Annotated in this window: 20 protein-coding genes; 15 read left to right on the forward strand and 5 right to left on the reverse strand. The window is 44.5% G+C overall.

Annotation, left to right across the window (positions count from 1 at the left end; genetic code table 11):
- Positions 1-91 precede the first annotated feature (91 nt).
- Together ACSX1A_RS02585 and ACSX1A_RS02590 are read left to right on the forward strand one after the other, a co-directional pair.
- Positions 92-643, forward strand: a complete 552-nt coding sequence (locus ACSX1A_RS02585; RefSeq protein ID WP_439882049.1) for an RNA polymerase sigma factor — start codon at positions 92-94, stop codon at positions 641-643.
- Entirely contained in the window at positions 636-1484 is an 849-nt protein-coding gene (locus ACSX1A_RS02590) for an anti-sigma factor (RefSeq protein ID WP_439882050.1), read from the forward strand. The genes ACSX1A_RS02585 and ACSX1A_RS02590 overlap by 8 nt, the downstream gene beginning before the upstream one ends.
- A gap of 106 nt (positions 1485-1590) precedes the next feature.
- On the opposite strand, the gene ACSX1A_RS02595 is transcribed toward ACSX1A_RS02590, so the two are convergent.
- Positions 1591-1719 (reverse strand): hypothetical protein, encoded by a 129-nt coding sequence (locus ACSX1A_RS02595; protein ID WP_439882051.1) that lies wholly within the window; start codon positions 1717-1719, stop codon positions 1591-1593.
- Between the two features lie 18 nt (positions 1720-1737).
- Between ACSX1A_RS02595 and ACSX1A_RS02600 the strand changes: the two genes are divergently transcribed.
- The 3 genes from ACSX1A_RS02600 to ACSX1A_RS02610 all read left to right on the forward strand — a co-directional run bounded on the left by ACSX1A_RS02600 (position 1738) and on the right by ACSX1A_RS02610 (position 3877).
- Entirely contained in the window at positions 1738-2073 is a 336-nt protein-coding gene (locus ACSX1A_RS02600; RefSeq protein WP_439882052.1) for an arsenosugar biosynthesis-associated peroxidase-like protein, read from the forward strand.
- A gap of 3 nt (positions 2074-2076) precedes the next feature.
- On the forward strand, positions 2077-3144 hold the full coding sequence (arsS, locus tag ACSX1A_RS02605; protein WP_439882053.1) for an arsenosugar biosynthesis radical SAM (seleno)protein ArsS: 1068 nt from the start codon (positions 2077-2079) through the stop codon (positions 3142-3144).
- A 115-nt stretch (positions 3145-3259) separates the two neighbouring features.
- Positions 3260-3877: a TIGR04282 family arsenosugar biosynthesis glycosyltransferase gene (locus ACSX1A_RS02610; RefSeq protein WP_439882054.1), complete on the forward strand. Its 618-nt coding sequence runs from the start codon at positions 3260-3262 to the stop codon at positions 3875-3877.
- Positions 3878-3888: 11 nt separating this feature from the next.
- Here ACSX1A_RS02610 and ACSX1A_RS02615 read toward each other — a convergent pair whose 3' ends face one another.
- Entirely contained in the window at positions 3889-5049 is a 1161-nt protein-coding gene (locus ACSX1A_RS02615; protein WP_439882055.1) for a L,D-transpeptidase family protein, read from the reverse strand.
- 190 nt (positions 5050-5239) lie between these two features.
- On the opposite strand from ACSX1A_RS02615, the gene ACSX1A_RS02620 reads away from it, so the two are divergent.
- Complete coding sequence (locus tag ACSX1A_RS02620; protein WP_439882056.1) at positions 5240-5923, forward strand: DUF2461 domain-containing protein; 684 nt, start codon at positions 5240-5242, stop codon at positions 5921-5923.
- 4 nt (positions 5924-5927) lie between these two features.
- Here ACSX1A_RS02620 and ACSX1A_RS02625 read toward each other — a convergent pair whose 3' ends face one another.
- Both ACSX1A_RS02625 and ACSX1A_RS02630 read right to left on the reverse strand, forming a co-directional pair.
- Positions 5928-7265, reverse strand: a complete 1338-nt coding sequence (locus ACSX1A_RS02625) for a hypothetical protein (RefSeq protein ID WP_439882057.1) — start codon at positions 7263-7265, stop codon at positions 5928-5930.
- A gap of 112 nt (positions 7266-7377) precedes the next feature.
- Complete coding sequence (locus ACSX1A_RS02630) at positions 7378-8070, reverse strand: glycosyltransferase family 2 protein (RefSeq protein WP_439882058.1); 693 nt, start codon at positions 8068-8070, stop codon at positions 7378-7380.
- Between the two features lie 151 nt (positions 8071-8221).
- Between ACSX1A_RS02630 and ACSX1A_RS02635 the strand changes: the two genes are divergently transcribed.
- On the forward strand, positions 8222-8713 hold the full coding sequence (locus ACSX1A_RS02635) for a peroxiredoxin (protein ID WP_439882059.1): 492 nt from the start codon (positions 8222-8224) through the stop codon (positions 8711-8713).
- Positions 8714-8783: 70 nt separating this feature from the next.
- Here ACSX1A_RS02635 and ACSX1A_RS02640 read toward each other — a convergent pair whose 3' ends face one another.
- Positions 8784-9356: a hypothetical protein gene (locus ACSX1A_RS02640; protein ID WP_439882060.1), complete on the reverse strand. Its 573-nt coding sequence runs from the start codon at positions 9354-9356 to the stop codon at positions 8784-8786.
- 609 nt (positions 9357-9965) lie between these two features.
- Here ACSX1A_RS02640 and ACSX1A_RS02645 point away from each other — a divergent pair.
- From ACSX1A_RS02645 to ACSX1A_RS02680, 8 genes are all read left to right on the forward strand, one after another.
- The gene (locus tag ACSX1A_RS02645; protein WP_439882061.1) at positions 9966-10502 is read left to right on the forward strand and encodes a TetR/AcrR family transcriptional regulator; all 537 of its coding nucleotides are present in this window, start codon (positions 9966-9968) and stop codon (positions 10500-10502) included.
- Positions 10503-11191: 689 nt separating this feature from the next.
- A complete protein-coding gene (locus ACSX1A_RS02650) occupies positions 11192-12112 on the forward strand; it encodes a lytic transglycosylase domain-containing protein (RefSeq protein WP_439882062.1) in 921 nt (306 codons plus the stop codon).
- 194 nt (positions 12113-12306) lie between these two features.
- Positions 12307-13716 (forward strand): DUF1800 domain-containing protein, encoded by a 1410-nt coding sequence (locus tag ACSX1A_RS02655; RefSeq protein WP_439882063.1) that lies wholly within the window; start codon positions 12307-12309, stop codon positions 13714-13716.
- Positions 13717-13743: 27 nt separating this feature from the next.
- Positions 13744-14955, forward strand: a complete 1212-nt coding sequence (locus ACSX1A_RS02660; protein WP_439882064.1) for a DUF1501 domain-containing protein — start codon at positions 13744-13746, stop codon at positions 14953-14955.
- A gap of 329 nt (positions 14956-15284) precedes the next feature.
- A complete protein-coding gene (locus tag ACSX1A_RS02665; protein ID WP_439882065.1) occupies positions 15285-16541 on the forward strand; it encodes an exo-beta-N-acetylmuramidase NamZ family protein in 1257 nt (418 codons plus the stop codon).
- A 691-nt stretch (positions 16542-17232) separates the two neighbouring features.
- Complete coding sequence (locus ACSX1A_RS02670; protein WP_439882066.1) at positions 17233-20337, forward strand: SusC/RagA family TonB-linked outer membrane protein; 3105 nt, start codon at positions 17233-17235, stop codon at positions 20335-20337.
- 12 nt (positions 20338-20349) lie between these two features.
- Positions 20350-21966, forward strand: a complete 1617-nt coding sequence (locus ACSX1A_RS02675) for a SusD/RagB family nutrient-binding outer membrane lipoprotein (protein ID WP_439882067.1) — start codon at positions 20350-20352, stop codon at positions 21964-21966.
- Between the two features lie 9 nt (positions 21967-21975).
- The gene (locus ACSX1A_RS02680) at positions 21976-22779 is read left to right on the forward strand and encodes a DUF4397 domain-containing protein (RefSeq protein WP_439882068.1); all 804 of its coding nucleotides are present in this window, start codon (positions 21976-21978) and stop codon (positions 22777-22779) included.
- The last annotated feature ends 438 nt before the right edge of the window (positions 22780-23217 follow it).

Genomic DNA, 23217 nt, shown 5'->3' on the forward strand with positions numbered 1-23217 from the left:
TTTTTGATTATAAGGTTAGAGGAGATGTTACAATAAAAATTTTCTATCTTGAGCACTGGTTCATGCAGCCATAGCTGTTAACTACTTTATTTTGCGAAACAATACACTATCCATTACAGAAGAGGAACTGGTAGCCAGGCTAAAGGCTAAAGATGATTCGGCAATGTCAGTGTTGTACGACATGTACAGCGCAACATTGTTTGGGGTGGTTTTGCAGATCGTGAAAGTAGAGGAGGTTGCGGAAGATGTATTGCAGGAAGCTTTTCTGAAAATATGGAATTCCTTTCAAAGTTATGACGCTTCGAAGGGACGTTTGTTTACCTGGATGATAAACATTTGCAGGAATTTAGCCATTGATAAAATCCGGTCGAAGCAGCACCGCGTAAGTCAGAAAACTGATGACATAAGCGCTCCTTCAAGAGCAGACTATGGTTCAGAAAGTTTTAACCCCGAACATATCGGAATCCAGGAGATAACTCAGAAATTGAAGCCGGATCAAAAACAGATCATTGATCTGATGTACTTCCAGGGGATGACGCAAAGTGAGATAGCAGACGAGTTTAATATTCCTTTGGGTACGGTAAAAACAAGGGCACGAAGTGCAATTAAAAATTTAAGCAAATTGTTTAAAGGGCGTGAATAACGAAGAATACATAGCGTCTGGGATGCTTGAACTGTACGCCGCTGGCGCACTGACTCAGGAGGAACAGCAGGAAGTGGAACACATGGCTGCTAATTCGGCCGAAGTGCGTGCCGCTTTGCTGGAGGCTTGCGCTACCATGGAGGAATACGCTCATTTACATGCAGTGAAGCCCAGACCTGAATTGAAGGGAAGAGTTTTACAACAGATCACGGCGCAACAGCCTGCCATGGTGGAGGAACCTGCAGTGGTGGAGGAAGTAGAGACGCCTGTGCGCCCGATGTATGCTGACCTTGAAAAGGAAGGTTCGCCTTATAAATGGATGTTTGCTGCCAGCATCGTGCTTTTCCTGCTGTCCGGGTTTATGAGTTTCCGGTTTTATCAAAACTGGAAAGATGCAGAAAGCAGGCTAGCCGTAGCGCTTGCTTCAGAACAAACACTGGCCCAGAACTATAATACTGCTGCTTATAAAATGGAGCAACAGGAGCAGCTCCTCGGCATCATGCGAAATGACAGTTTCAGGCCCGTGAAGTTAAAAGGTGTTGCCGCCCATCCCGAAGCTGCAGTAATGGTGTACTATAACCCTGAACGCCGTCAGGTATACCTCGATGTGCTTCAGCTACCTGCACCACCTGCTGGTAAACAATATCAGCTCTGGGCACTGGACCAGGGCAAACCTGTAAATGCCGGTATGATAGCCATGGGCAAAACAAGGGAGTCGATCCTGCAGCAAATGAAAGAGATTGGCAGCGCGCAGGCATTTGCCATTACCCTGGAACCTGCCGGTGGAAGTGTGAACCCTACCATGGATCAGATGTATGTGATGGGAGAAATTAACTCCTAAGCGGTGCAACCGCTCTTATTTTAGTCCGTACCTTGTTAAAGTTGTTAACGGAATACGGTGCAACCTTATATTCCCCCTCTTCCGCAGAACCTGTTTTTATGGGTTTCTAAGTAAACTTTTCAGCCAGTTTTAGGTTGGGCTTTAGAGAAGTATCGTTGCCAGCCACATTATTTGCAGCTGCTTTCCCGGCACAATCCGGTGTTAGCTGCTTTATCGTAAGTTCTGCTAGTCTCAATATTTAAAAAACACACAAATGGAAAAATCATATTATAACCCTGCCGACTTACCTAAGTTTGGTGAGATAACTGAGTTACAGCCTGAAATGGGCCGCAAATTCTTTGATTATTATGGAGAAGTATTTAAAGAAGGCGCCCTTACGGAACGTGAGAAGTCGTTGATAGCACTTGCCGTGGCGCATGCCGTTCAGTGCCCTTATTGTATTGATGCTTACAGCACGGATTGTCTGCAAAAAGGAGCGGATGAAAACCAGATGATGGAGGCCGTGCACGTAGCCGCCGCCATCAAAGGAGGTGCTGCACTTGTACACGGCGTTCAGATGATGAACAAAGTAAAAGAGTTGACAATGTAGCCTATGGGGTCCACAACGAGATCATTATCAGCACAGCACCACGAACTTGCTGACCCATACTTTCAGTTAACCGTTTTACAGCAGCCGACAAAGCATGGAGATCAGTTTCCTGCTTTTGCCGAAAGACTACAGGAGCACGGGCTCTACCCCCTGAGGCCTACCGGCACCACGATCCTGCAGATAAATGTGGGGAAGATGTGTAACCAGACCTGTAGGCACTGCCACGTGGATGCGGGTCCGGACCGAAAGGAGATCATGACACGTGAAACCATGCAGCTTTGCCTGGATGCGTTACAGTGCTCTCCTGACATTGGAACTGTAGACCTGACCGGCGGCGCCCCTGAAATGAACCCGGAGTTCCGTTGGTTTGTGCAACAGCTTTCTAAGCTGGGGCGGCAGGTGATAGTGCGCTGCAACCTTACCATTATACTGGCCAACAAGAAGTATCATGACTTGCCTGAGTTTTTCAAAGCACACAATGTACATGTAGTCTCCTCCCTGCCTTATTTCCAGGCTTCCCGGACCGATGCGCAACGTGGTGACGGTGTGTTTGATAAATCTGTGAAAGCCCTGCAAATGTTAAACGAAGTGGGTTATGGGAGAGAAGGGTCAGAACTACTGCTTGATCTGGTGTATAACCCTTCAGGCGCCTTCCTGCCAAGTGCCCAGAAATCTTTAGAAGCTGAATTTAAGCGCAGGTTAAAGGGAGGGTATAACATAGACTTCAACAGCCTTTTCTGTATCACGAACTTACCTGTAAGCCGCTACCTCGACTACCTGGTGGAGAGTGGGAATTATGAAAGTTACATGCAGAAGCTGATTGATAGCTTCAATCCGGTGGCTGCGGCCGGGGTTATGTGCCGGAACACAATCTCTGTGGGCTGGGACGGGTACCTCTATGATTGTGACTTTAACCAGATGCTGGAGCTAAAAGTAGCGCAGCGAATGCCGCAACATATCCGTGACTTTGAAGTGACTGCCCTGGACCAACGGGATATTGTACTTAACCAGCACTGTTATGGCTGTACCGCAGGAGCAGGATCCAGCTGTGGCGGAGAAACGGTGAAGTAAGGAATAGCGTAGTCTGTATGTCAATGTGCCTGCGGGTTTATACTTATGGCACATGTTCTTTGCTATATGTCTGTACCTCGTCCATTGAAATACATATTACAAAAGGAGATAGCTTATGAACGATAAAAAGCTGCTGATGCTCTTTGTTCGCAACCCGGAGTTAGGCAAGGTAAAGACACGTTTAGCTGCTTCTGTTGGCCCAGAAGAAGCGCTCGAGATATACATGCACCTCCTGCAACACACCAGACAGGTAACTGAAAATCTGCCGCAAGATAAACTGGTTTATTATTCAAATGCAGTAGAGCAGCAGGACCTGTGGCCGAACCAGAAGTATAAAAAACGATTGCAGCCAGCCGGTGACCTTGGTGAAAAGATGTCAACTGCCTTTGCCGATGCTTTTAAAGAAGGATATACCTCTGTTGTTATTATTGGCAGCGACTGCCATCAGCTGACGCAGGAGATCATTGAGCGGGCCTTCAAAGCCCTGGAAACCCATGAGGTAGTGATTGGTCCGGCATTGGATGGCGGGTACTACCTGTTGGGAATGAACCAGCTGCACCCCGAGCTTTTTCTGAACAAGCGCTGGAGTACCGAACACGTTTTCCCGGATACGATTTATGATGTGGAGAAGCTGCACCTTTCTCATGTGGTGTTACCTGAGCTGTCGGATGTGGATTATATTGAAGACCTGGATGATGATTTTTGGGGAGATAGGGAAACCGACACGGAATAATTAATTGCATCTTACTCAGAACTGAGCGCGGAAGGTGTTACAAAGTCATACATGTCGTCTCTGAATTGTATTTGCATGTGCTCATCAACCCAGGCCGTCTGGTAAATAATAAACAAAGGCAGCGGGTCCTTTAACTTTATATAATGGTTTGGTTTGTCCTTAAACCACAGTTTATCTACTTTTTCGGTATCAAACCCAGATCCTTTCTTCAATAGGTAATACGCAAGTTCAACTGGTTTCTCTAAGCGGATACAGCCGTGGCTAAATGCCCTGTTAGGGTAATCGAACAGCTCTTTATGAGGGGTGTCGTGCATGTACTGCGGTAATTTGTTTGGGAAAAGAAACTTAACTTGTCCCAGTTCATTTTCAGGACCCGACAGCTGCACAATTCTATAGTTAAAATTTGTTTCATCAATATTCTGCCAGTCTACGCGCCATGGGTTCACGCGGATCCATCCAATACTGGTGTTTTTTTCCAGGCGCATGTTCTTTTTTGCAAGATAACCGGGGTTTCGGCGCAGTAGGGGCACTATCTCCTTGATGGCTATGGAAGTGGGAACATACCAGTAAGGGTGGAGCACAACCATATTAAGTTCGCTTCGGATCGGGAAGGTTTTCAGTTCCGGCTTCCCTATGATCACGCGCATTTGTAAAACGTCCTGGTTATTTTCTACCACATGCAACGTATAGTCAGGCAGGTTGATGAGCACATACGGCTGTGCAGCAGCTGAAAGGCTTGTATCCCAGCGAGCCAGGTTCTGATGAAGTTGTTGTAAGCGCCTCGTGAGAGGTATGTTGAGTGCCGCTACAGTGTTAGGCCCAAGCACCCCATCCGTCGTTAGTCCGTGGCGGGCCTGAAACCGCTTTACTGCGCTTTCTATAGCTGAAGCGTAAACAGGTGCTTTAGATACGGAGTCTAAGGCAAGGTCGCCGGTGAGTAACAGGTTCTCCTGTAGCAGAGGCACGAAATGGCTTGTATCGTTTGGGCGCAGGAGCAGATTTGGCGGAAAAGTATGCCAACTGTTTGCATCAATTAAAGATTGGTACCCTACGATGGCTTCTTGTAAGCGGGTTTTACTATAAGGCACATTCTGCAGTTCCTGTTGCAGATCCTGCGCGCACACTGTTCCTGCAAAAAGGAAGAGTAAAAATATGCGCAAACAGTGTATCATTGTAAAAAAGAAGTGCCTTTTTATTGTACGATTCTTTTAACCCTTCGTGCTTGCTGAGCGACAAAAATAATTACAACATTATAGCTTTCCGGATCTTTTCGGCAGAATTATAACAGAGATTATTTTAACTTTCCGGTAAGTAGAATAGTACAGTATAAGAATCTGTGAACAGGACGATCAAAAAACAGCTATGCCCACAACAATAGATAAAAGTACCTTAGAATTTCTTGCTGAACTCTCGGAACACAATACCCGTGAATGGTTTGCAGACCATAAGAAACGCTACGAATCAGCCCGTAAAAATTATATTACTTTTTTAGGAGAACTCCTGGACGAGATGCAGCATTTTGAGCCTGCAACACAAGGGCAACAAGGCAAAGACCTTGTTTTTAGAATTTACCGCGATGTACGTTTTTCAAATGATAAGCGGCCTTACAAAGATCATTTCGGTGCTTACCTGGCCGAAGGCGGCAGGAAGTCTATACTGCCAGGTTACTACCTGCACCTGGCAGGCAATGGCAAATCCTTTTTAGCTGGAGGCCTTTGGATGCCTCCCTCAGACTACCTGAAAGCTGTGCGCCAGGAAATTGATTATAATCTGGATGCACTAAAATCCATTGTGGAGGCTCCATCCTTTAAAAATAAATTTGGAGACCTGCAGGGCGAAAAACTCAAGACAACACCAAAAGGTTACGACAAAGAGAATCCTGCGATTGAATACCTGCGCTTTAAAAGCTGGAACGCCGTTATGCCGCTCTCAGATAATACGGTGTTAAGCAAAGACTTTATGAAGGTGGTACTGGATGGTTTTAAAGCAGTTAAGCCACTGAACGATTTCCTGATGGAGCCACTGAAAGAAGTGGGAGCAGAGTAACTGTTTAGTCCTGGCTTTTCAGGTTTTGCAGGTGGTGGCGTTGCCGGTATAAGTATAGCTCTGCCAGTAACCACAGCGTTACAAGCGTATACTCCAGCGTTACCAGAACAAGGTCTTCGTGGTATGCAGAAGTGCGGTAAGTGGAATAGGTTAGGATGATAAGGCCTGACCAGACTACAGCATACCTGAACTGGCTCATAGCTGTGAGGGCCAGTACGGTACAGATGTACCATGGATGCACCGTGGTGGCAAGAAACAGGTAAATAGTTAAGGCGGCTGCCATATATCCGGAAAGCCTTCGGATGGAGCCTAATTTTTTAACAGACGCCAGTATTACAAGTAGCCCAAAAGTAATAACTGAAAGAGCGGGCCCTAATACAGCAATCTGGTTATATCCTGTAAAACGGAAGCCAAGCCACCGCAACAGGTAATAAACACTGGCGTTAAATTCAAAACGCTGAAAGTAAAGCTCTATACTTTGGTAGATGTGCTGTATAACCTCCAATGAAAACAGCGGATAAAAAACTGCCAGTATAGTAAGGCAGGTTGCACTAATAAATGTAATAAACCCTATCAGTCCAAGTTTGCGGAGCACAAATGGGAGGAACATCAGGGGGATTAGTTTTGTGCCGATTGCCAAGCCCATAGTAATACCGGAAACGATCAGCCTGTGGTAGAAGAGTTGATACAGCACGAGCAACAGAAAAAATATCATGAGTGCTTCAAAGTGCAGGTTACCCGTCAGTTCAATGATCACAAGTGGGTTCAGGGCATACAGGAACAGGTGCTTTTCTGAAAGCGCTATTTTGCGGAGCAACCGGAGCAGTAAAAGTATACTGCCAACCTCCGCTAGAATGATAATTGTTCGCATCACCACCAAGCTCCCCAGTATACTATCAGGAGAAATTTTTACGGATAACCAGAAAACACCCTGCAGAACAGGCGGATAAACACTATAGTAGTTCTGGGAATTGAGCTGCCGGTAGAGCGTGTCAGTGATGCCAGCTATTTGTGGAGCAGCTGCAGAAAGGTAATAGTCAGGTAGTTGCAGGTAAGGATTGATGCCTGCAAGTAACAACCTGCCATCCCATACAAACCTAAAATAATCATCAGATAAGGCGGGTGTTGCCAAGAGGAAAAGCAGGCGAAAAATGATCGCCGCAGTAATGCCGTGCCATGTCTTTATCTTATTGTTCTGAACATACACATAGGCGGCAAATGTAAAAGTATACAGCAGGAGTAACTGCGTGAATTCCGTTCGGGGTGTAGCATAGCCAAGAGCCAGGTATGCTACTGCAGATAAAATTAATAGAGTATAGCTGGCAAGTTGGCTTCTCGACATATCTGGTACCAGAAATTACAGGTCCTGTTTTTTACTTTTAAAAACTACGATTGTCAGGTTTTATAAGCGCATGCACTTCAAACACCCTGGCGGTAAAGTTAATGTACTGCCCTTACAGGTTTTTAAAGATGGTGAAAATAATCTTATATCCTGCCAGTATGGAGCCTTTAACTGTACCCGACACTTTTGAAATACCAATGCGGCGACGGTAAGTTACAGGTACCTCCAGGTAAGGTATTTTCTTTTGGGCTGCTTTAACCTGCATTTCTACCGTCCAGCCATACGTACGGTCGCGCATATCCAGGTCCAGCAGCGTTTGGAAGTTTATAGCCCTGAACGGGCCAAGATCGGTAAAGTGGGCATTGTAGAAAAGCTTCAGTAAAGAGGTGGCCAGCCAGTTACCAAAGATCTGCTGTGGCATCATGGCCCCTGCCTCCCTCTTGCCAAGCGCCCTGGATCCGATTACCATCAGTGCCTTGCCTGCCACAATTGGCTCTACCAACTGGGGCATCTCTCCAGGGAAGTCTGAAAAGTCACCGTCAAGAAAAACAATGATATCAGGACGGTTGTGCAGCGGCTTGGCCGTTACATAGCTAATGCCTCTAAGGCAGGCGTTTCCGTAACCAGGTGCGGGCTCATCCAGCACAGTGGCGCCAGCTGCGGCAGCGGTGGCACCTGTACTATCACTGGAATTATTATTTACTACGATCACCTCCTGTACATAGCCTTCCGGGATAGCCTGAATTACCTTTGCAATTGATCTTTCTTCGTTGTACGCAGGAATAATGACGTTAATAAGGGGCATAAGCAGTTTTAGTAGGTACAAATATCCCTAAAAAGTTAATTCTAAACTATAATTGCTGTTTTTCTTTGCCTCCTAGCCGGATAAGCCCCAACTTGCAATCGAACTTTTTAAACCACTGCTGGTTTATATACAGTGTAATTGAGACAATAAGATGAGTAAAGAATCAGTGAAAGTTGGCGATAAAGTACCGGATTTTGAATTGGAGAGACAGGATGGAGGATTCTTTCGACTCTATGACCTCTTAAAGGAGAAGAACGTGGTGCTTTATTTTTATCCAAAAGACAGAACCCCAGGTTGCACAAAACAAGCGTGCGAATTCAGGGATCAGTATGAAGCCTTCAAAGAACAAGGGGCCGAAGTAGTTGGTATCAGCTCTGACAGTAAGGAATCGCACAAACGTTTTGAGCGTATTTACCATTTGCCTTTTGTGTTGCTAAGTGATAAGGGAGGACATGTGCGTAAGATATTTGGCGTACCCCGTAAACTTGGTATCTTACCCGGGCGTGTAACTTATATCATAGATAAAAAAGGAACTGTGCGTTATATCTTTAACTCTATGTCAAAGCCTTTGGAACATGTCAGTACGGCTATCAGAGTGCTTCAGGAAATAGAAGAGGAGGAACACCACCACCAAAAAGTTTAGTTTATTTCTTATAAAAGCAGAAGGGGTGGCCAAATAGATGGCCACCCCTTCTGCTTTTATAAGAAATAGTTTACTGTAACTGAATCGACTTTCCTCCAAAGTAGACTACTTTAATATAGCCGTTTTCCTTGTTAAAAAGAATTTGTTTTACATCACCTACCTTAGTGGTGCTGGAGGTATCTTTTTTGATCTCAAACACATCCTTATAGTTTAATCCGTTAATAGGCAGGGTAGGGTATGTTGGGTTGTTCTCATCAATTTCAAAAGAGCCATTTCCTTGTAAAACCAGGCTTACGATCAGGTTGTTGGGTCTTTTGATTACATACGTTGCCATGCCAGGCCACTTTTGAGACACATTCTGTATAATGCGTCCGGCCTGCGTATCCTGCTTGTCAATACAGTCATCTGTTACAGAGTAGCCTTCTCCTGGTATTTGCTCCGTAAACGCATTTGATAATACAAATTTTACTGTTTCTTTAGTGTTGCTTGTATATTTAATTGTATCAGGGGTATCATATACCAGCCACTCTGCATCGCTTTCGGTGATAGGAGTAATTGTAGGGTCGCCGCACTTTTCAGTACATGAGCCTAACAAGGAGGAGGCAAACAAAAGGAAGAGTATAGTTTTAAATGAAGCTTTCATGTATAGTGATTTAATTATTTGCTGTAAAAATAAGCAGAATTGGCTTTTATAAATAAGAAAGGAATATTTTTTCTTAAATAGGAGATGTAATCTGGTTTCTGATACAGGTGTAAATATTTTTTCAGCGATTGCGAATTCTATATTTCAATGAAATACTTACTTTCTACTTTTACACTAAATTTAATTAACGATATAATAACATATAATTGCCAGTTAAACTTGATTGGAGCTGTTTAAAAAGATAAATTTGAGGCTTACCGTTTAAAGATTCACTTTTTGTTGCTTGTGTGTAGATATCCAAAATATCTGTAGGCAAAACCAGTTTATCGGTGAAGTTCGATCAAGGTACTCCTTCCTCAGTCGGGCAACTATTACAGGAACCATTTTTTAGAGTATAATTTACCCATTTCTGGTAGTGGGGTAGAATTAACGCATATCTAAATTCACGGACAGCTGATCTGGCCGGATACTGGAAACCAAAATTTGTTTAAGAGTTTCCTGTTTGATCAACTACCAACTATATTTGTACCCGGTGTTACCTTTTGTTACTTTTTCCTATCAAAGAAAACGGGTAGAGTGGCTTAAGGTAATTATAAGCGCTAGAATCATATGCTTAAAACAAAGAAAGAGATCATCTTAGAAACAGCTTTAAATTTATTTGCTGACAGAGGTTACGAAGCTACTCCAACCAGCCTGATCGCAAGAGAGGCAGGAGTGTCAGAGGGGCTTATTTTTAAGCACTACCAGAACAAAGTTAATTTACTTGAAGAAGTTGTTAAAGCTGGGTACAGGCGTATCACGGATAAGAGCAAGGGACTTGTAACTGAAAACGACCCTGCCAGGCTGATTGAAAATGTGCTGGATATGCCTTTAAAGTTAGTTGAGGATGAGCGGAATTTCTGGCGCATGCAGTTCCGGCTGGTTGATGAGGAGATAGCGCAAAAACACCACAACCGCTATACACACTCTGTTATGCAGAAACTAGTGGAGGCCTTTACCAAGCTGGGTTATAAAGAGCCTGTACTGGAGTCTGAAGTACTGATGTTGATGGTAGAAGGACTTTGGAGACTTTTCCTGACTAACGGTGACAAGAACCATTTTAAGATGATGGTAGAACTGATCAAGTCAAAATATACAAAGCGCTGAGGCCTGTACCTTACAAACCTCAGCCCCAGACCATCAACAAGGTAATGCTGCACCGATTTATCAGCACCTGAAATAGCGGCTGTATCGTAGCCAAAGAGCAAACCACCCAAAGTGGCTGTATGTGTTTTACTGGCGATATAGGGGAGGTTCTGACCTGCCGCTGCTTTTTCGTGCGGTATCATGCTGAACTGGGAATGGTTGGTTTTAGAAATCAGTTTTCTAAATGTAGCGGCTGAGTAGGTCCTCCAGGCTTAATTTACCATCCTCAAACTTTTTTTTGCCACTATCGAAAGAGGCGTAGCGCTGGTCCCTGATCTTTCTGTAATCCGAGTGCTGTAAAATATTGTCAGCCGTAATGAGGCACGTGTAAATGTGTCGGCCCCGCCGATGTGGGCATAGATCATGAATTATTTTGAGGTAGCAACTGAAAAACCTTTCGCTTGCTCTCTTCGCCGGCTTGCTCAGCCAGTAGATTAAGGTGGTTGAAATACGCACTACTTGCACACATAGCCGAAGCTATAGCGTTTATCAAATACCAGTCTATAAGAGCAGAAGCCGGATTCTCGTAACATAAGATAAATTAATCCTTTGTTCTTAAAACCTTCTGCAGTATTTTACTTATCATATAGAATAAACCAGATAGAGATCTGTTATTCTACCAGAGAGTAATAACAAGAAAGGAGAGCGGAATGGCGCAGCAGATATGGAAATACGTGTGGGTTACTGTAATAATTATTATTGCCATGCAGCTGTGCAGCCAGCAACTGGCTTATAAAACCCCTGACATATCAGACAAGAATGTAAACGTAGATCTGAACAGGCGTGTTTACGCGCCCCCGGCCTTGCCCGCCTCCATGACTTTTGCTGGTGAACCTGTTCCTTTGGAAGTGCCGGATGTAGCGGAACGACTTGATCGGGAGCTCCTTGTGAATTCCTATTTACATGCTACCACTTTGCTCGGCCTGAAACGTATGCAGCGTTATGTGCCGGAGATAAAAGCTATACTTGTGGAGCATAACATGCCTGAAGACTTTATTTACCTTGCACTGGCCGAAAGCCTTTTCGGGCAGGTTACTTCTTCGGCCGGGGCTGCCGGATTCTGGCAGCTGATGCCGGACACTGCCCGTGGGTATGGCTTGTTGGTGAACCAGGAAGTGGACGAACGGTTCCATGTGCGTAAGTCAACACTTGCTGCCATTCAATATCTTAAAACAGCTCACAGGCGCTTTAACTCCTGGACAAATGCGGCAGCCTCTTACAACAGAGGCATGGGCGGGATTGACCGTGCACTGGAACGCCAGGGGGTAAACTCCTACTATGACCTTTACCTGAACGATGAAACCTCCCGGTATATGTTCCGCATCCTTGCTTTGAAAGAAGTGTTGGGTAACCCTCAAAAGTATGGCTTTGAACTTTCAGAAGATCTGGGGTATAAACCTTTGCCAACCCGCCAGCTTACCGTTACGTCAACTATTCCTGACCTTCCCGCATTTGCTCTGAAACAAGGCACGAACTACAAGACCTTGCGCTTCTATAACCCATGGATCAAAAGCTATAGGCTGACAGTACCCAATGGTAAAGAATTTGTGCTGGAACTGCCAAAGGAGTAGTACTACCTGCTCATAAAAGAAGTCCGGCATTTGAGGCTGTAGCGTTTGTGCCGACCCTACGCGGTTATTTTATTTCATCCTGATTTTTTGAAAAAAGGCTTTTTCGGCTATTTATATTGCCCCTTCAATATATTTATTTCCTTCCCATTAAACCTACCTGCTAAAGTTGCATCTAAGGGGTATAATACGGTTTTATGGAAAAGATATCCCACGAACAGAAACTGCAACACCTGTACTGGAGGGCAGGTTTTGGCCCTGGCTCTCAAAATACGCCAGATAAGTATACTATAAAGAAGGCGGTAAAACACCTTATGAAGGAGTCGGAGCCTGTCAGGCTGCTGGAGGCTGCACTTCCGAGGCCGGTGAGCGTGCAGGCGGCTATGAAGAACGGTGAACTCAGGAGGCAGTTGCAGCAGGAGAGGAGGCAAGCTTTTGAAGAACTTAACCAGAACTGGCTTAACCGCATGGCTACTGCTCCAGAACAGTTGCGTGAGAAGTTGACCTTGTTCTGGCATGGGCATTTTGCCTGCAGGTTGCGTGACCCGCGCATGGCTCAGGTGCAGCATAATACCCTTCGGAAACATGCCCTGGGCAAATTTTCGGATTTGCTTTTCGCTATCTCCAAAGACCCTGGCATGTTACAGTTCCTGAATAACCAGCAGAACCACAAACAACACCCGAACGAAAATTTTGCAAGAGAAGTACTGGAGCTGTTTACTCTTGGCCGTGGCCATTATACTGAGCAGGATATAAAAGAGGCAGCGCGTGCCTTTACCGGATGGGGTTTTAACCTGAAGGGTGAATTTGTGTTCCGGGAACGGCAACATGATAAGGGTATGAAAACCTTTATGGGGCGCAAAGGAAATTTTAAGGGCGAAGATATACTGCAGCTAGTGTTGGAAAACCCGGCAACAGCAGAGTTTCTTACAGGTAAGCTGTATGCTTACTTTGTTAGCGATGTACCGGATACAGAAAGGCTACGGGAGTTGAGCAATCAGTTTTATACTTCAGGGTATTACATAGCTGGCTTGCTTGAGAATATTTTCACCTCCGAGTGGTTCTATTCTCCGGAAGTTATTGGGTCCAGGATCAAGTCTCCGGTAGAGTTGTTAGTAGGGCTTCAGCGTAAATTCGATGTCACTTTTGCTGACACCAGAAGCGCAATTATACTTCAGAAAGCACTTGGTCAGGTGCTTTTCCAGCCACCGAATGTAAGCGGATGGGCAGGTGGCCGCAACTGGGTAGATAGCTCCACACTGGCATACAGGTTACGCATTGGCCCGGCCCTGTTACAGGATGCTGCCTTTGAGGTATCTGTAAAGCCCGATGACGATGCCGAACCTACCAAACCTGTTAAACAACAAAGTGACGGATTACGGATCGCCAGAGCTAAAGCCAGCCTGACAGCGTTACAGACAGCCATGGAAAAAGTAAAGGACACGGATCTCACAGAAACTTTAAGCAAACAATTGCTGCAGTTGAATTTAAAGGCGGATGTGCTCCGGATGCTGGAACAAAGTATACCTGCTTTCACCTCACGTCCAGAAAAGATCCGGGTGCTGACTTTGCGCTTTTTGTCATTACCGGAATACCAGTTATGCTAACCTTCCTTCACGCTACAAATCGGGATCATGTCTAATTCATCAAGAAGAGATTTTTTAAAACTGTCCGCTTTGGCCTCAGGTATGCTGCTGGTGCCGAACTTTCTGCACGGCCTCGATAAAAAAGGAGTGCCGTTACTTGGGAACTCTAACGGCAAACGGCTGGTGGTAATACAACTTACCGGGGGTAATGATGGCCTGAACACAGTAGTGCCCTTCCAAAATGACCTATACTACAAAGCCCGTCCGACATTGGCTATTCCCGCAAAGGATGTGCTGGCGCTGGACAAAGGACTGGGGCTGAACCCATCGATGGAGAAAATGCGCCAGTTGTACAAAGAGGGCTATGTGTCGGTGCTTAATAGTGTCGGTTACCCTAACCCTGACCGTTCACACTTCCGCTCCATGGATATCTGGCACTCGGCCAGTGCCTCAGATACGTATTTAAATACCGGCTGGCTAGGCCGTTACCTCGATGCGATGCCCGGCACAGCGCCTGCACATGCAGCCATTGAAGTAGATGATACTTTAAGCCTCGCTCTGAAAGGGGAGATACAGTCCGGGTTGGCTGTGCAGAATATACAGCGCTTTTACCAGGCTTCTAACAATGATTTTCTAAAGCAGGTAGCCCATCAGCATCACGAACACCACGGACACCAGCATGTAGATTACCTGTATAAAACCCTGATCGATACACAGCAGTCTGCCGCATACCTGCACGACAAGGCAAAAACTTACCATTCGCAACAAAGTTATCCGAATGGCCTGTTTGCCCGGAACCTTAAAACTATTGCAGAGCTGATCACTTCAGGTATCGAATCAAGAGTGTATTATGCCTCGCTTTCTGGCTTTGATACGCACGTGCGGCAGGCAGGGCAGCAGGCAAACCTGCTTGAAGAACTTTCGGAAGGGGTTTACAGCTTTGTGCAGGACCTGAAAAAGCAAGGTGAATTCGAAAATACAATGATCATGGTGTTTTCTGAATTTGGGCGTCGTGTGGAACAGAATGCCAGTAACGGTACTGACCATGGTACTGCAAATAATTTGTTCCTGATAAGCGGTGATTTAAAAAAGCCCGGCATCTATAATGATGCGGCAAACCTGCAGGATCTTGATCAGGGAGATCTGAAACATAGCATTGATTTCCGGAATATATATGCCTCTTTGTTACAAAATTGGTTGCAGGCAGATGCAAAGCTGATCGTAGGAAGTGATAGCAAAATATTAGCTGGTTTACTATAATGTTGGCTACCTAGGGTTACTGTGTAGCCCCTTTTCTAAAGTTTAACGCTCTAAAAATACAGCAAGTCCAGACATCATTTCTTTGTCTGGACTTGCTGTATTTTGCGTTTTTAATAAAAAAAATAGCAAATACACTTGCAAGTGATGTGATTAATTTATTATTTCATGCAGTAATCACTCACTCATATGCATATTTATGCAGGTTGGTAGCGTTTGCCTCGCCGCAATTGGAGTTGGTAAGGTGTGTAGATGCGAAATTATGGTGCTGATGGCCTGCATCATTTCTATTAATCAGGTTAGAGTTAATTAAAAGTATAACGTTCGCTAAGATGAATACTAGATCCATCTTTTGTTTTCCTGCGGTTTTGTCTGTCCTGCTTCTTTGTGGGTGTTACAAGCAAGCTCCTGTTCAAAGTACTGCATTTCTGCCAGCTCCTAAAAGTGTTGTAGCTAAGGACAACAGTATTGTTACAGGTGCAGACCAGGTAAAAACTTATCTTCCTTACCTGCTAGGAAAAAGAGTAGGAATGGTAGTGAACCCCACATCTGTAATAGGTAAAGCTCCCAGTGTTGACAGTTTGCAGTCGCTTGGTGTTAATATCGTGAAGATATTTGGGCCGGAGCATGGTTTTCGTGGTGATGCAAGTGCGGGTGTAAAAGTTGCCGATGCAATTGATTCAAAGACAGGTATCGAGGTAGTGTCCTTGTATGGCAAGAACAGCAAGCCCACAAAAGAGCACCTGGAGAATATCGATCTGATGATCTTTGATATACAGGATGTTGGTGCCAGATTTTACACCTATACTATCACGATGCACCGGGTAATGGAAGCGTGTGCTGAAAATGGGGTTGAGCTAATGATACTGGACAGGCCTAATCCAAACGGTTACCTGGTAGATGGACCCATTCTGGATATGAGCTTGAAATCCGGCATTGGTATTCATCCTGTGCCAATAGCACATGGCATGACGGTAGGAGAGTATGCCCAGATGATAAACGGTGAAGGCTGGCTTGCTAACGGGAAGATATGTAAGCTTAACATCATAAAAATCAAAAACTATTCTCATGACATGGCCTACACTTTGCCTGTAGCCCCGTCACCTAATCTTAATACGCAGCAGTCCATCTTGCTGTATCCATCACTTTGTTTGTTTGAGGGGACCATTATCAGTCAGGGGAGAGGCACGCACTTTCCCTTTACTGTTTTGGGCAATCCGGAGCTGAAGGGTAAGTATGAATTCAGTTTCACTCCTGAGAGTATCAAAGGAATGAGTGAGACGCCATTGCACCAGGATAAAGCTTGTTATGGTTTAGACCTGAGGGAATACAGTGCAGAAGCATTGCGAAAGGAGGGGCGGCTTAACCTGCAATGGTTGATCGGTTTGTATCAAGCCTATCCGGACAAAGAGAAGTTTTTTGATTACAAACAAAGTAATCAGATCGGGAATTTTGATAAGCTTGCCGGAACGCGTCAGTTGAAGGAGCAGATCATTGCAGGTGTGCCGGAAGCAGAAATAAGGAAAAGCTGGGAACCAGGTTTAAGCCAGTACAAAGAGATGCGACGCAAGTATTTACTTTATCCTTAGTTACTAATTCATGCGAAGGCTGCAATATAGATAATCTGTGTATCGGGTATAATAAGGTATGAGTTGCTAAATTGTAGTTTGTAGTGATTGGCCACTCATCCTAAATTAAAAACCAAACTACTGGTTAAAATAAGTGTGGTAACATTGATAGTGAGCTCGATCTCTAAATAGTCAGTGGTAATAAAAAATTTTACTTAAAGGTGGTTAACGACTTTCAATAGTAAACTGCAAAAAATGGCTAAATATGGCAATATGTTTGCAGAACCCGGCAACAAGCTATCAAGGTGCGTGAAAGGCCTTAAGGCAGGATTTTTTGGGTGGTTAGTATTCTAAATTGTATCTATTTAATTTTTTAAAGGCTTTTTATGTCTATGCTTTACAGAACTTTTAGTGCAATAACCGCTTGGTAATAATTGTGCGTTGATGTGTCTGATTATGCATGTTTATCTTTATTTAAAATAAATTACTGCATTAACGCGCTAGTGTTTTCAAAATTTTGTTTAGATTTAATTAGCGATCAGAAAGAGGCTGGTAGTACGGGTTGAGAGTAGGAGGGTGTAATTGTACTATTACAAGTAACTGGCAGATTTTTGACAATGCTTTTCACAGGATAAGAGTAATAATTTATTTAGCGGGTTTGGCCCTGCAATTGATATTAAATCTATATTATCTAACTATTAGCGAAGCTGTTATGAAGAAAAGTGTACGATGTTTTTTATGGGGGATATGTTTTCTCCTGTTTCACTTCCAGAGTTTTGCCCAAAGCAAAACAGTTACTGGTAAGGTAACATCAGCTGAGGATCAGTTTGAGTTACCTGGTGTTTCTATTGCAGTAAAAGGCAAGGCCCAGGGTACAGTTACTGATGCCACTGGTAAATACTCTATTAATGTAGAACCTGCCGATGTACTGGTGTTCACCTTTATTGGTATGAAGACTGCAGAACGTAAAGTAGGCGAGGCTTCCACTATAAACGTGGCGCTGCAAACAGATTCTAAAGGCTTAAGCGAAGTTGTTGTGACAGCCCTTGGTATCAAGCAGGAGAAGAAAGCACTCGGATATGCTGTTACTGAAGTTAGAGGAGCGACAATTGCCCAGACGCAACGTGAAAACTTCGTTAACGGTCTCGCAGGTCGTGTAGCGGGTGTGGAAGTGAATGCCACTTCAGGCCTTCCTGGTTCTTCGTCTTCCATTGTGATCAGAGGTATCAGCTCATTAAGTGGAAATAACCAGCCGCTTTTTGTTGTGGATGGCTTGCCGATCAGTAACAACACTACCTCTACAAACGTGTTCGCGACAGCTGGTACCAACAAATCTTTCGAGAACAGAGGTGTTGACTTTACCAACAGAGCCGCGGACATCAACCCGCAGGATATCGAAACGATCACTGTACTGAAAGGCCCTGAGGCTGCTGCTCTTTATGGTATAGAGGCTGCATCAGGTGCTATTGTAATTACTACGAAACGTGGTAAAGCCGGTGAATCTCGTATCGATTACAGCAACAGCTTCAGACTAGACAGAATCGTTCGCTACCCGGAAACTCAGCAGGTTTACGACAGAGGCGTGAACGGCTATCCGGGTGATGGGGAAGAGCTATACTACTTTGGTCCGGCTTATCCAGAAGGAACACAGTTCTATGACAACGTGAAGAACTTTTTCCAGGATGCCAGAACACAGAAGCACAACCTTGCTTTTACAGGTGGTAGCGAGAATGCGCAGTACCGTATCTCAGGTGCTTATACTAACGCAGAAGGCTTTGTGCCTGGAACAGGCCTGGATAAACTAAACCTGTCTTCAGCTATCACAGCTAAGCTAAACAAGTATATCTCAACGGATGTAACATTTGACTACACCCGCTCTGACAACGATCAAACATTCAGAGGTTCTGGTGGTCCGCTTCTTCACCTTCTTTTATGGCCAAGCACAGATGATGCAAGTAACTATCTGACGCCTGGTGGCAAAAGAAGAGACTATGCTGATTTCGCGGATGCAAACGATGTTGAAAACGCTTTCTTTAATGCAAACAAGAATGTTTTCAATTCCCTGACAGACAGATACAGGCTTAACACACAGCTTACCGCTACTGCTACAGACTGGTTAAAGCTTGTTGGCCAGGTGGGTGTAGATTACTATACAGAGAAGAACACGATCGTTCGTCACCCGGAGTCTAACTCAGGTAAAAGCTATGGTGGTGTATTCGACCAGGCTTTGATCACGAACAGGAACCTGACGTTCCAGTACTACGCGCACATTACTCCTCCGGCATTCTTAAATGATAAGATCCGTACCGACCTTAAGTTAGGTAGCGCTGTTTATGACTATAACACGTTCAGTGCTGCGGCATCAGGAGAGAATTTCCAGGCGCCGGACCTATGGTCGATCAATAACACGGAGCTTACGACACAAAGAGCCTTTAACAACCTGACGCAAAGACGTTTGATCGGTGTATTTGGTAGTGCTAACATCAGCTATGATGACATGCTTTACCTAACCTTGACAGGTCGTAATGACTGGAGCTCTACACTTCCAGTTCAGAACAGGTCATTCTTCTATCCTTCTGCAGGTCTTAGCTTTATCTTTACTGAGCTGGAGCCATTTGCCGGGATTAAGAATGTATTGTCTTACGGTAAGTTAAGAGCTTCCATTGCGCAGGTAGGTAAAGATGCCAGACCATACAGCATCCGTCCGTACTATGAGACGGCTACTACAACAGGAGGCGGTTACCGCTATGGCTTTACCGGCCCAAGCCTGAACCTGCGCCCTGAGATGACAACTTCTTACGAGTTTGGTACTGAGTTAAAGTTCTTCAACGACCGTTTAGGTATAGATGCAACATACTTTAAGAAGAAGTCTGTTGACCAGATCGTACAGAACCTGCGCTTAAGTTATGCAACAGGTTTCGTTCTGATGACCTTCAACGCCGGTGAGATGTACAACGAAGGTGTGGAGCTTCAGTTAAACGGTACTCCAGTTTTAACCTCTGATTTCTCATGGGATATCCTGGCGAACTTTACAAGCAACAACAGTAAGCTTACAAAGCTGCCTGGCGATGTGCAGGAGTTCTACAACTCTGATACCTGGTTATATGGTAACGTAAGAGGTGGTGCAAGACTGGATGGTCCGCTTACTACGTTCACCGGCTACGATTACCAAAGAAACGAGAATGGCGAAGTACTCATCAACCCATCATCAGGATTACCATTATTGAATACAACTGACTGGGAAATTGTTGGTGATAGACAGCCTGACTTTAATGTTGGCTTGACAAACACGTTCACTTATAAGAACCTGTCGCTTAACTTCCTGCTGGATTTCAGAAAAGGCGGGGATGTTTACAACGCTACAGAGCACTACCTGGTAACGCGTGGTTTAAGCCCTAAAACGCTTGACCGTGACACACCAAGAATTGTGAAAGGTGTGCTGAAAGATGGATTGGAGAACACTGCTAATCCAACACCAAACAACATTCCGATTGACCTTGCAAGAAACTCTAGTTACTGGAAATCTATTTACCCGGAGAGTAGCTTCATTGAGAAGGATATCAACTGGGTGCGCCTGAGAGACGTGACGTTGAACTACAGGCTTCCTTCAGATGTGTTGTCAAGAGCTAAGTTTATCAAAGACGCAAGCATATTTGTAACAGGCACAGACCTGTTCCTTCTTACAAACTACTCTGGTCTTGACCCTGTTGCAAACGGTAACTCTGCCGCTGTTGGTGGTGCTGGTGGTACAGGTTTCGACTATGGTAACTTCCCGTTACCAAGAGGATTGAACTTTGGAATTAGAGCAGGATTTTAATTAAAAGAGAATATGAGAAAGATAATTTGTGCCTCTTTAATGGCAGCCAGTTTATTTGCTACTACTGGCTGTGAGAGCTACTTAGACGTTAATACAAACCCGAACGGCCCTGATGCTTTGTTGCAGCCAGAGTTGTTCTTGCCACAGATACAGTCAGAGCTTGCCGTTGCTACACAATGGGACGGAAGGTTTGCCGGATTCTATACTCAGAACTGGGGTTATACTACACCTGAGGATTATCCTGTTGTGTTGCATGCTAATCCCTTATCAGACAGCTACGCGCAGCTTTGGCGTGCAGTTTACTGGAGCATGGGCTATAACCTTTCCGACATGATCGAGAGCGGTGAGAAGAGCAAGAAGTATGATTTTGTTGGCGTAGGTTATATCCTGAGAGCGCTTGGCTGGCAGAACCTTACCGACTATCACGGTCCGGTAATTATGAAGGAAGCCTTCAACTCTGAACAGAGAGTGTTTAGTTATGATGAGCAGAAGGAGGTTTATGTTGAGATTCAGCGCCTACTAAACTTAGGTATAGAGAATCTGGAAAGAACAGACGGTCTGGATGCTGCTAACTCAGGTTTAGCAAACAGCGACCTGATCTATGGCGGTAACCGTGAGCAGTGGAAGAAGTTTGCGTATGGTTTGCTGGCTATCAACGCACACCGTTTGACTAACAAATCTACTTACGATCCAAACAAAGTTATCGAGTATGTAGACAAGTCATTTACAAGCAATGCGGATGATGCTTTGATTCGTTTCCAGGGTGAACTGAGTTCAAACACAAGCTTTTTCGGCCCAAGAAGAAACAATATTAGCAGATACCGTCAAACAAAGTTTATTCTTGGCCTGCTTGATGGTTCAAACCCTGAGTTAACTGATCCTGTGCTGGTTGGTGCAGACCCTGCAGCAGCTTTTGAAGGTCAGCACCTGAAAGACCCGCGCCTGGTTGCTATGCTGGCGCCGTCTCCGGATGGTCAGTACAGAGGTATTACACCAGAAGTGGGTACCTATGAGTGGACGAAAGCAGAGGCTGCTTTCGTTCCGAAGAACCTTTGGAATGCAGAAGGTACTTCAACAACTCCAGGCGAACAGATCTACTTCTTTGCAAACGATGCAAAGTTCCCGCTTATGACTTATGCACAGCTTCAGTTTATCAAAGCAGAGGCAGCCTGGATAGCAAACAAGAAAGGTGTTGCCCTGGATGCTTACAGAAAAGGGGTTATGGCACACATGGATTTTGCCCGTGGTTATGTAACCGACAAAGCCATGTTTGATCAGAGAAAAGCTGCTTACTTAGCCAGCGAAGAACTAATGCCAAATACGGAAGCAGGTTTAACACTTTCTAAGATCATGCTTCAAAAGTATATCGCTACCTGGGGATGGGGCTTCCTGGATACTTGGTCAGATATGAGAAGATACCACTACGATCTGGGAAATGAAGCTAATCCTGTTTATGTAGGTTTCACGTTGCCAGAGGAACTGTACCCATCTAACCAAGGAATGCCAGCTTACAGAGCGCGTCCTAGATACAACTCTGAGTATATGTGGAACAAAGAAGCACTAGAGAAAATAGGTGGTTTCGATGAAAACTATCATACTTACGAAACATGGTTTAGCAAGCCTGAATAATCTAAGAACATGAGAAATATATTAAATAGAACATTAGCAATTCTTGCAGCAGGCCTTATGTTAGGTGCCTGTGAGAAGAACTCTATACCTGAAATGGCTGATCCTGTTACGGAAGGAGCCAGAGTGAAATTCTTCTTCCACGTGGATGGAGCGCCTGGAACAAATTTTTACCTGGGTAACAATAAGGTAACGGGCGTTGCCCCAACTACTGATGATGTTGTTTTAGGTAACTTATATGGTTCGGTTTATCCAAGCAACGCTTATGCGGTTCTGCCAACAGGTAACTATACCTTAAGCGCTATTGATACAATGGCAGCAGGTGGTTCAGCCGATTTGCTGGCTTCTACTCAGGTAAATCTTCAGAATGAAAAGAACTATTCTGTTTACTTGGTAGGTACCACAGCTAATTATGAGGCCTTTATGATAGAGGATAAGCTGCCTCCTGCAGATAACTCTACAATCTGGTGGAGATTTGTGAACACCATGGCGGAGATGCCTTTTGAGGTAGATGCTTATGCCGTACGTGCTGCTGTACCAGAAACTGAGACGACTCCTGCGGAGCCGCTTGAAGTTGTTGAGTTAGGCAAGAACATAGGGTTTAAAGAAAACGGTGAGTATACCAATTTAAAACCAGGTAGTTATACCTTTAAAGTTTTCGAATCCGGCTCAACGTATGATCCTGAAACTTCAACACCTTACTTAAAAAGTACAGTTGTTTTAGCAAGTCTTGGAAGGGTTTATACTACCCAGATCAGAGGCACCTATGCAGTAACACCTAAAACCAGTAACATAGACTACTGGAGAGATCGCTAATTATTGGGTGAGTTAATAGTTAGTAGTAGAGAAGCCCTCCGTTTATTTTATAAACTGGAGGGCTTCTTCTTTTTATATAGTCCTGTTCTCTACTGTCATCCCTAACGATTCTTTCCTATTGGGATATTGTTGCTAAGCCAGATTAAGTCAAAGCCATATCTCCATCATTTCTTAGATGTTACCCCCTTATTATATCCAGCATTTTTGGGCTGAGCCGTCCACTTATGGGGTCACATTTTTTGTGGTCACTTTCTCTTCATCAAGACGAAAAACACCTGTTAAAAAGCAAATTGTTTTGCGGGCTAGAATTATATATATCGTTGATTTTGCACGTTTGGGCGAAGCGTTTTTATAGTAGTTGTATTACGAAGTACAGGTATAAAAGCAGCAAAAAAAAGCATTTATATATTACGATGTAGTAGTTGTATATAATAGGTG

Origin of the sequence: Pontibacter sp. MBLB2868, from assembly GCF_051904785.1 — a bacterium.
Lineage (GTDB): Bacteria > Bacteroidota > Bacteroidia > Cytophagales > Hymenobacteraceae > Pontibacter.

Coding starts and splice junctions, on each gene's coding strand:
- arsS (WP_439882053.1), top strand. CDS start 2,077: ATGGGGTCCACAACGAGATCATTATCAGCACAGCACCACGAACTTGCT.
- ACSX1A_RS02675 (WP_439882067.1), top strand. CDS start 20,350: ATGAGAAAGATAATTTGTGCCTCTTTAATGGCAGCCAGTTTATTTGCT.
- ACSX1A_RS02625 (WP_439882057.1), bottom strand. CDS start 7,265: ATGTCGAGAAGCCAACTTGCCAGCTATACTCTATTAATTTTATCTGCA.
- ACSX1A_RS02655 (WP_439882063.1), top strand. CDS start 12,307: ATGGAAAAGATATCCCACGAACAGAAACTGCAACACCTGTACTGGAGG.
- ACSX1A_RS02645 (WP_439882061.1), top strand. CDS start 9,966: ATGCTTAAAACAAAGAAAGAGATCATCTTAGAAACAGCTTTAAATTTA.
- ACSX1A_RS02620 (WP_439882056.1), top strand. CDS start 5,240: ATGCCCACAACAATAGATAAAAGTACCTTAGAATTTCTTGCTGAACTC.
- ACSX1A_RS02650 (WP_439882062.1), top strand. CDS start 11,192: ATGGCGCAGCAGATATGGAAATACGTGTGGGTTACTGTAATAATTATT.
- ACSX1A_RS02635 (WP_439882059.1), top strand. CDS start 8,222: ATGAGTAAAGAATCAGTGAAAGTTGGCGATAAAGTACCGGATTTTGAA.
- ACSX1A_RS02665 (WP_439882065.1), top strand. CDS start 15,285: ATGAATACTAGATCCATCTTTTGTTTTCCTGCGGTTTTGTCTGTCCTG.
- ACSX1A_RS02615 (WP_439882055.1), bottom strand. CDS start 5,049: ATGATACACTGTTTGCGCATATTTTTACTCTTCCTTTTTGCAGGAACA.
- ACSX1A_RS02630 (WP_439882058.1), bottom strand. CDS start 8,070: ATGCCCCTTATTAACGTCATTATTCCTGCGTACAACGAAGAAAGATCA.
- ACSX1A_RS02680 (WP_439882068.1), top strand. CDS start 21,976: ATGAGAAATATATTAAATAGAACATTAGCAATTCTTGCAGCAGGCCTT.
- ACSX1A_RS02600 (WP_439882052.1), top strand. CDS start 1,738: ATGGAAAAATCATATTATAACCCTGCCGACTTACCTAAGTTTGGTGAG.
- ACSX1A_RS02660 (WP_439882064.1), top strand. CDS start 13,744: ATGTCTAATTCATCAAGAAGAGATTTTTTAAAACTGTCCGCTTTGGCC.
- ACSX1A_RS02670 (WP_439882066.1), top strand. CDS start 17,233: ATGAAGAAAAGTGTACGATGTTTTTTATGGGGGATATGTTTTCTCCTG.
- ACSX1A_RS02640 (WP_439882060.1), bottom strand. CDS start 9,356: ATGAAAGCTTCATTTAAAACTATACTCTTCCTTTTGTTTGCCTCCTCC.
- ACSX1A_RS02610 (WP_439882054.1), top strand. CDS start 3,260: ATGAACGATAAAAAGCTGCTGATGCTCTTTGTTCGCAACCCGGAGTTA.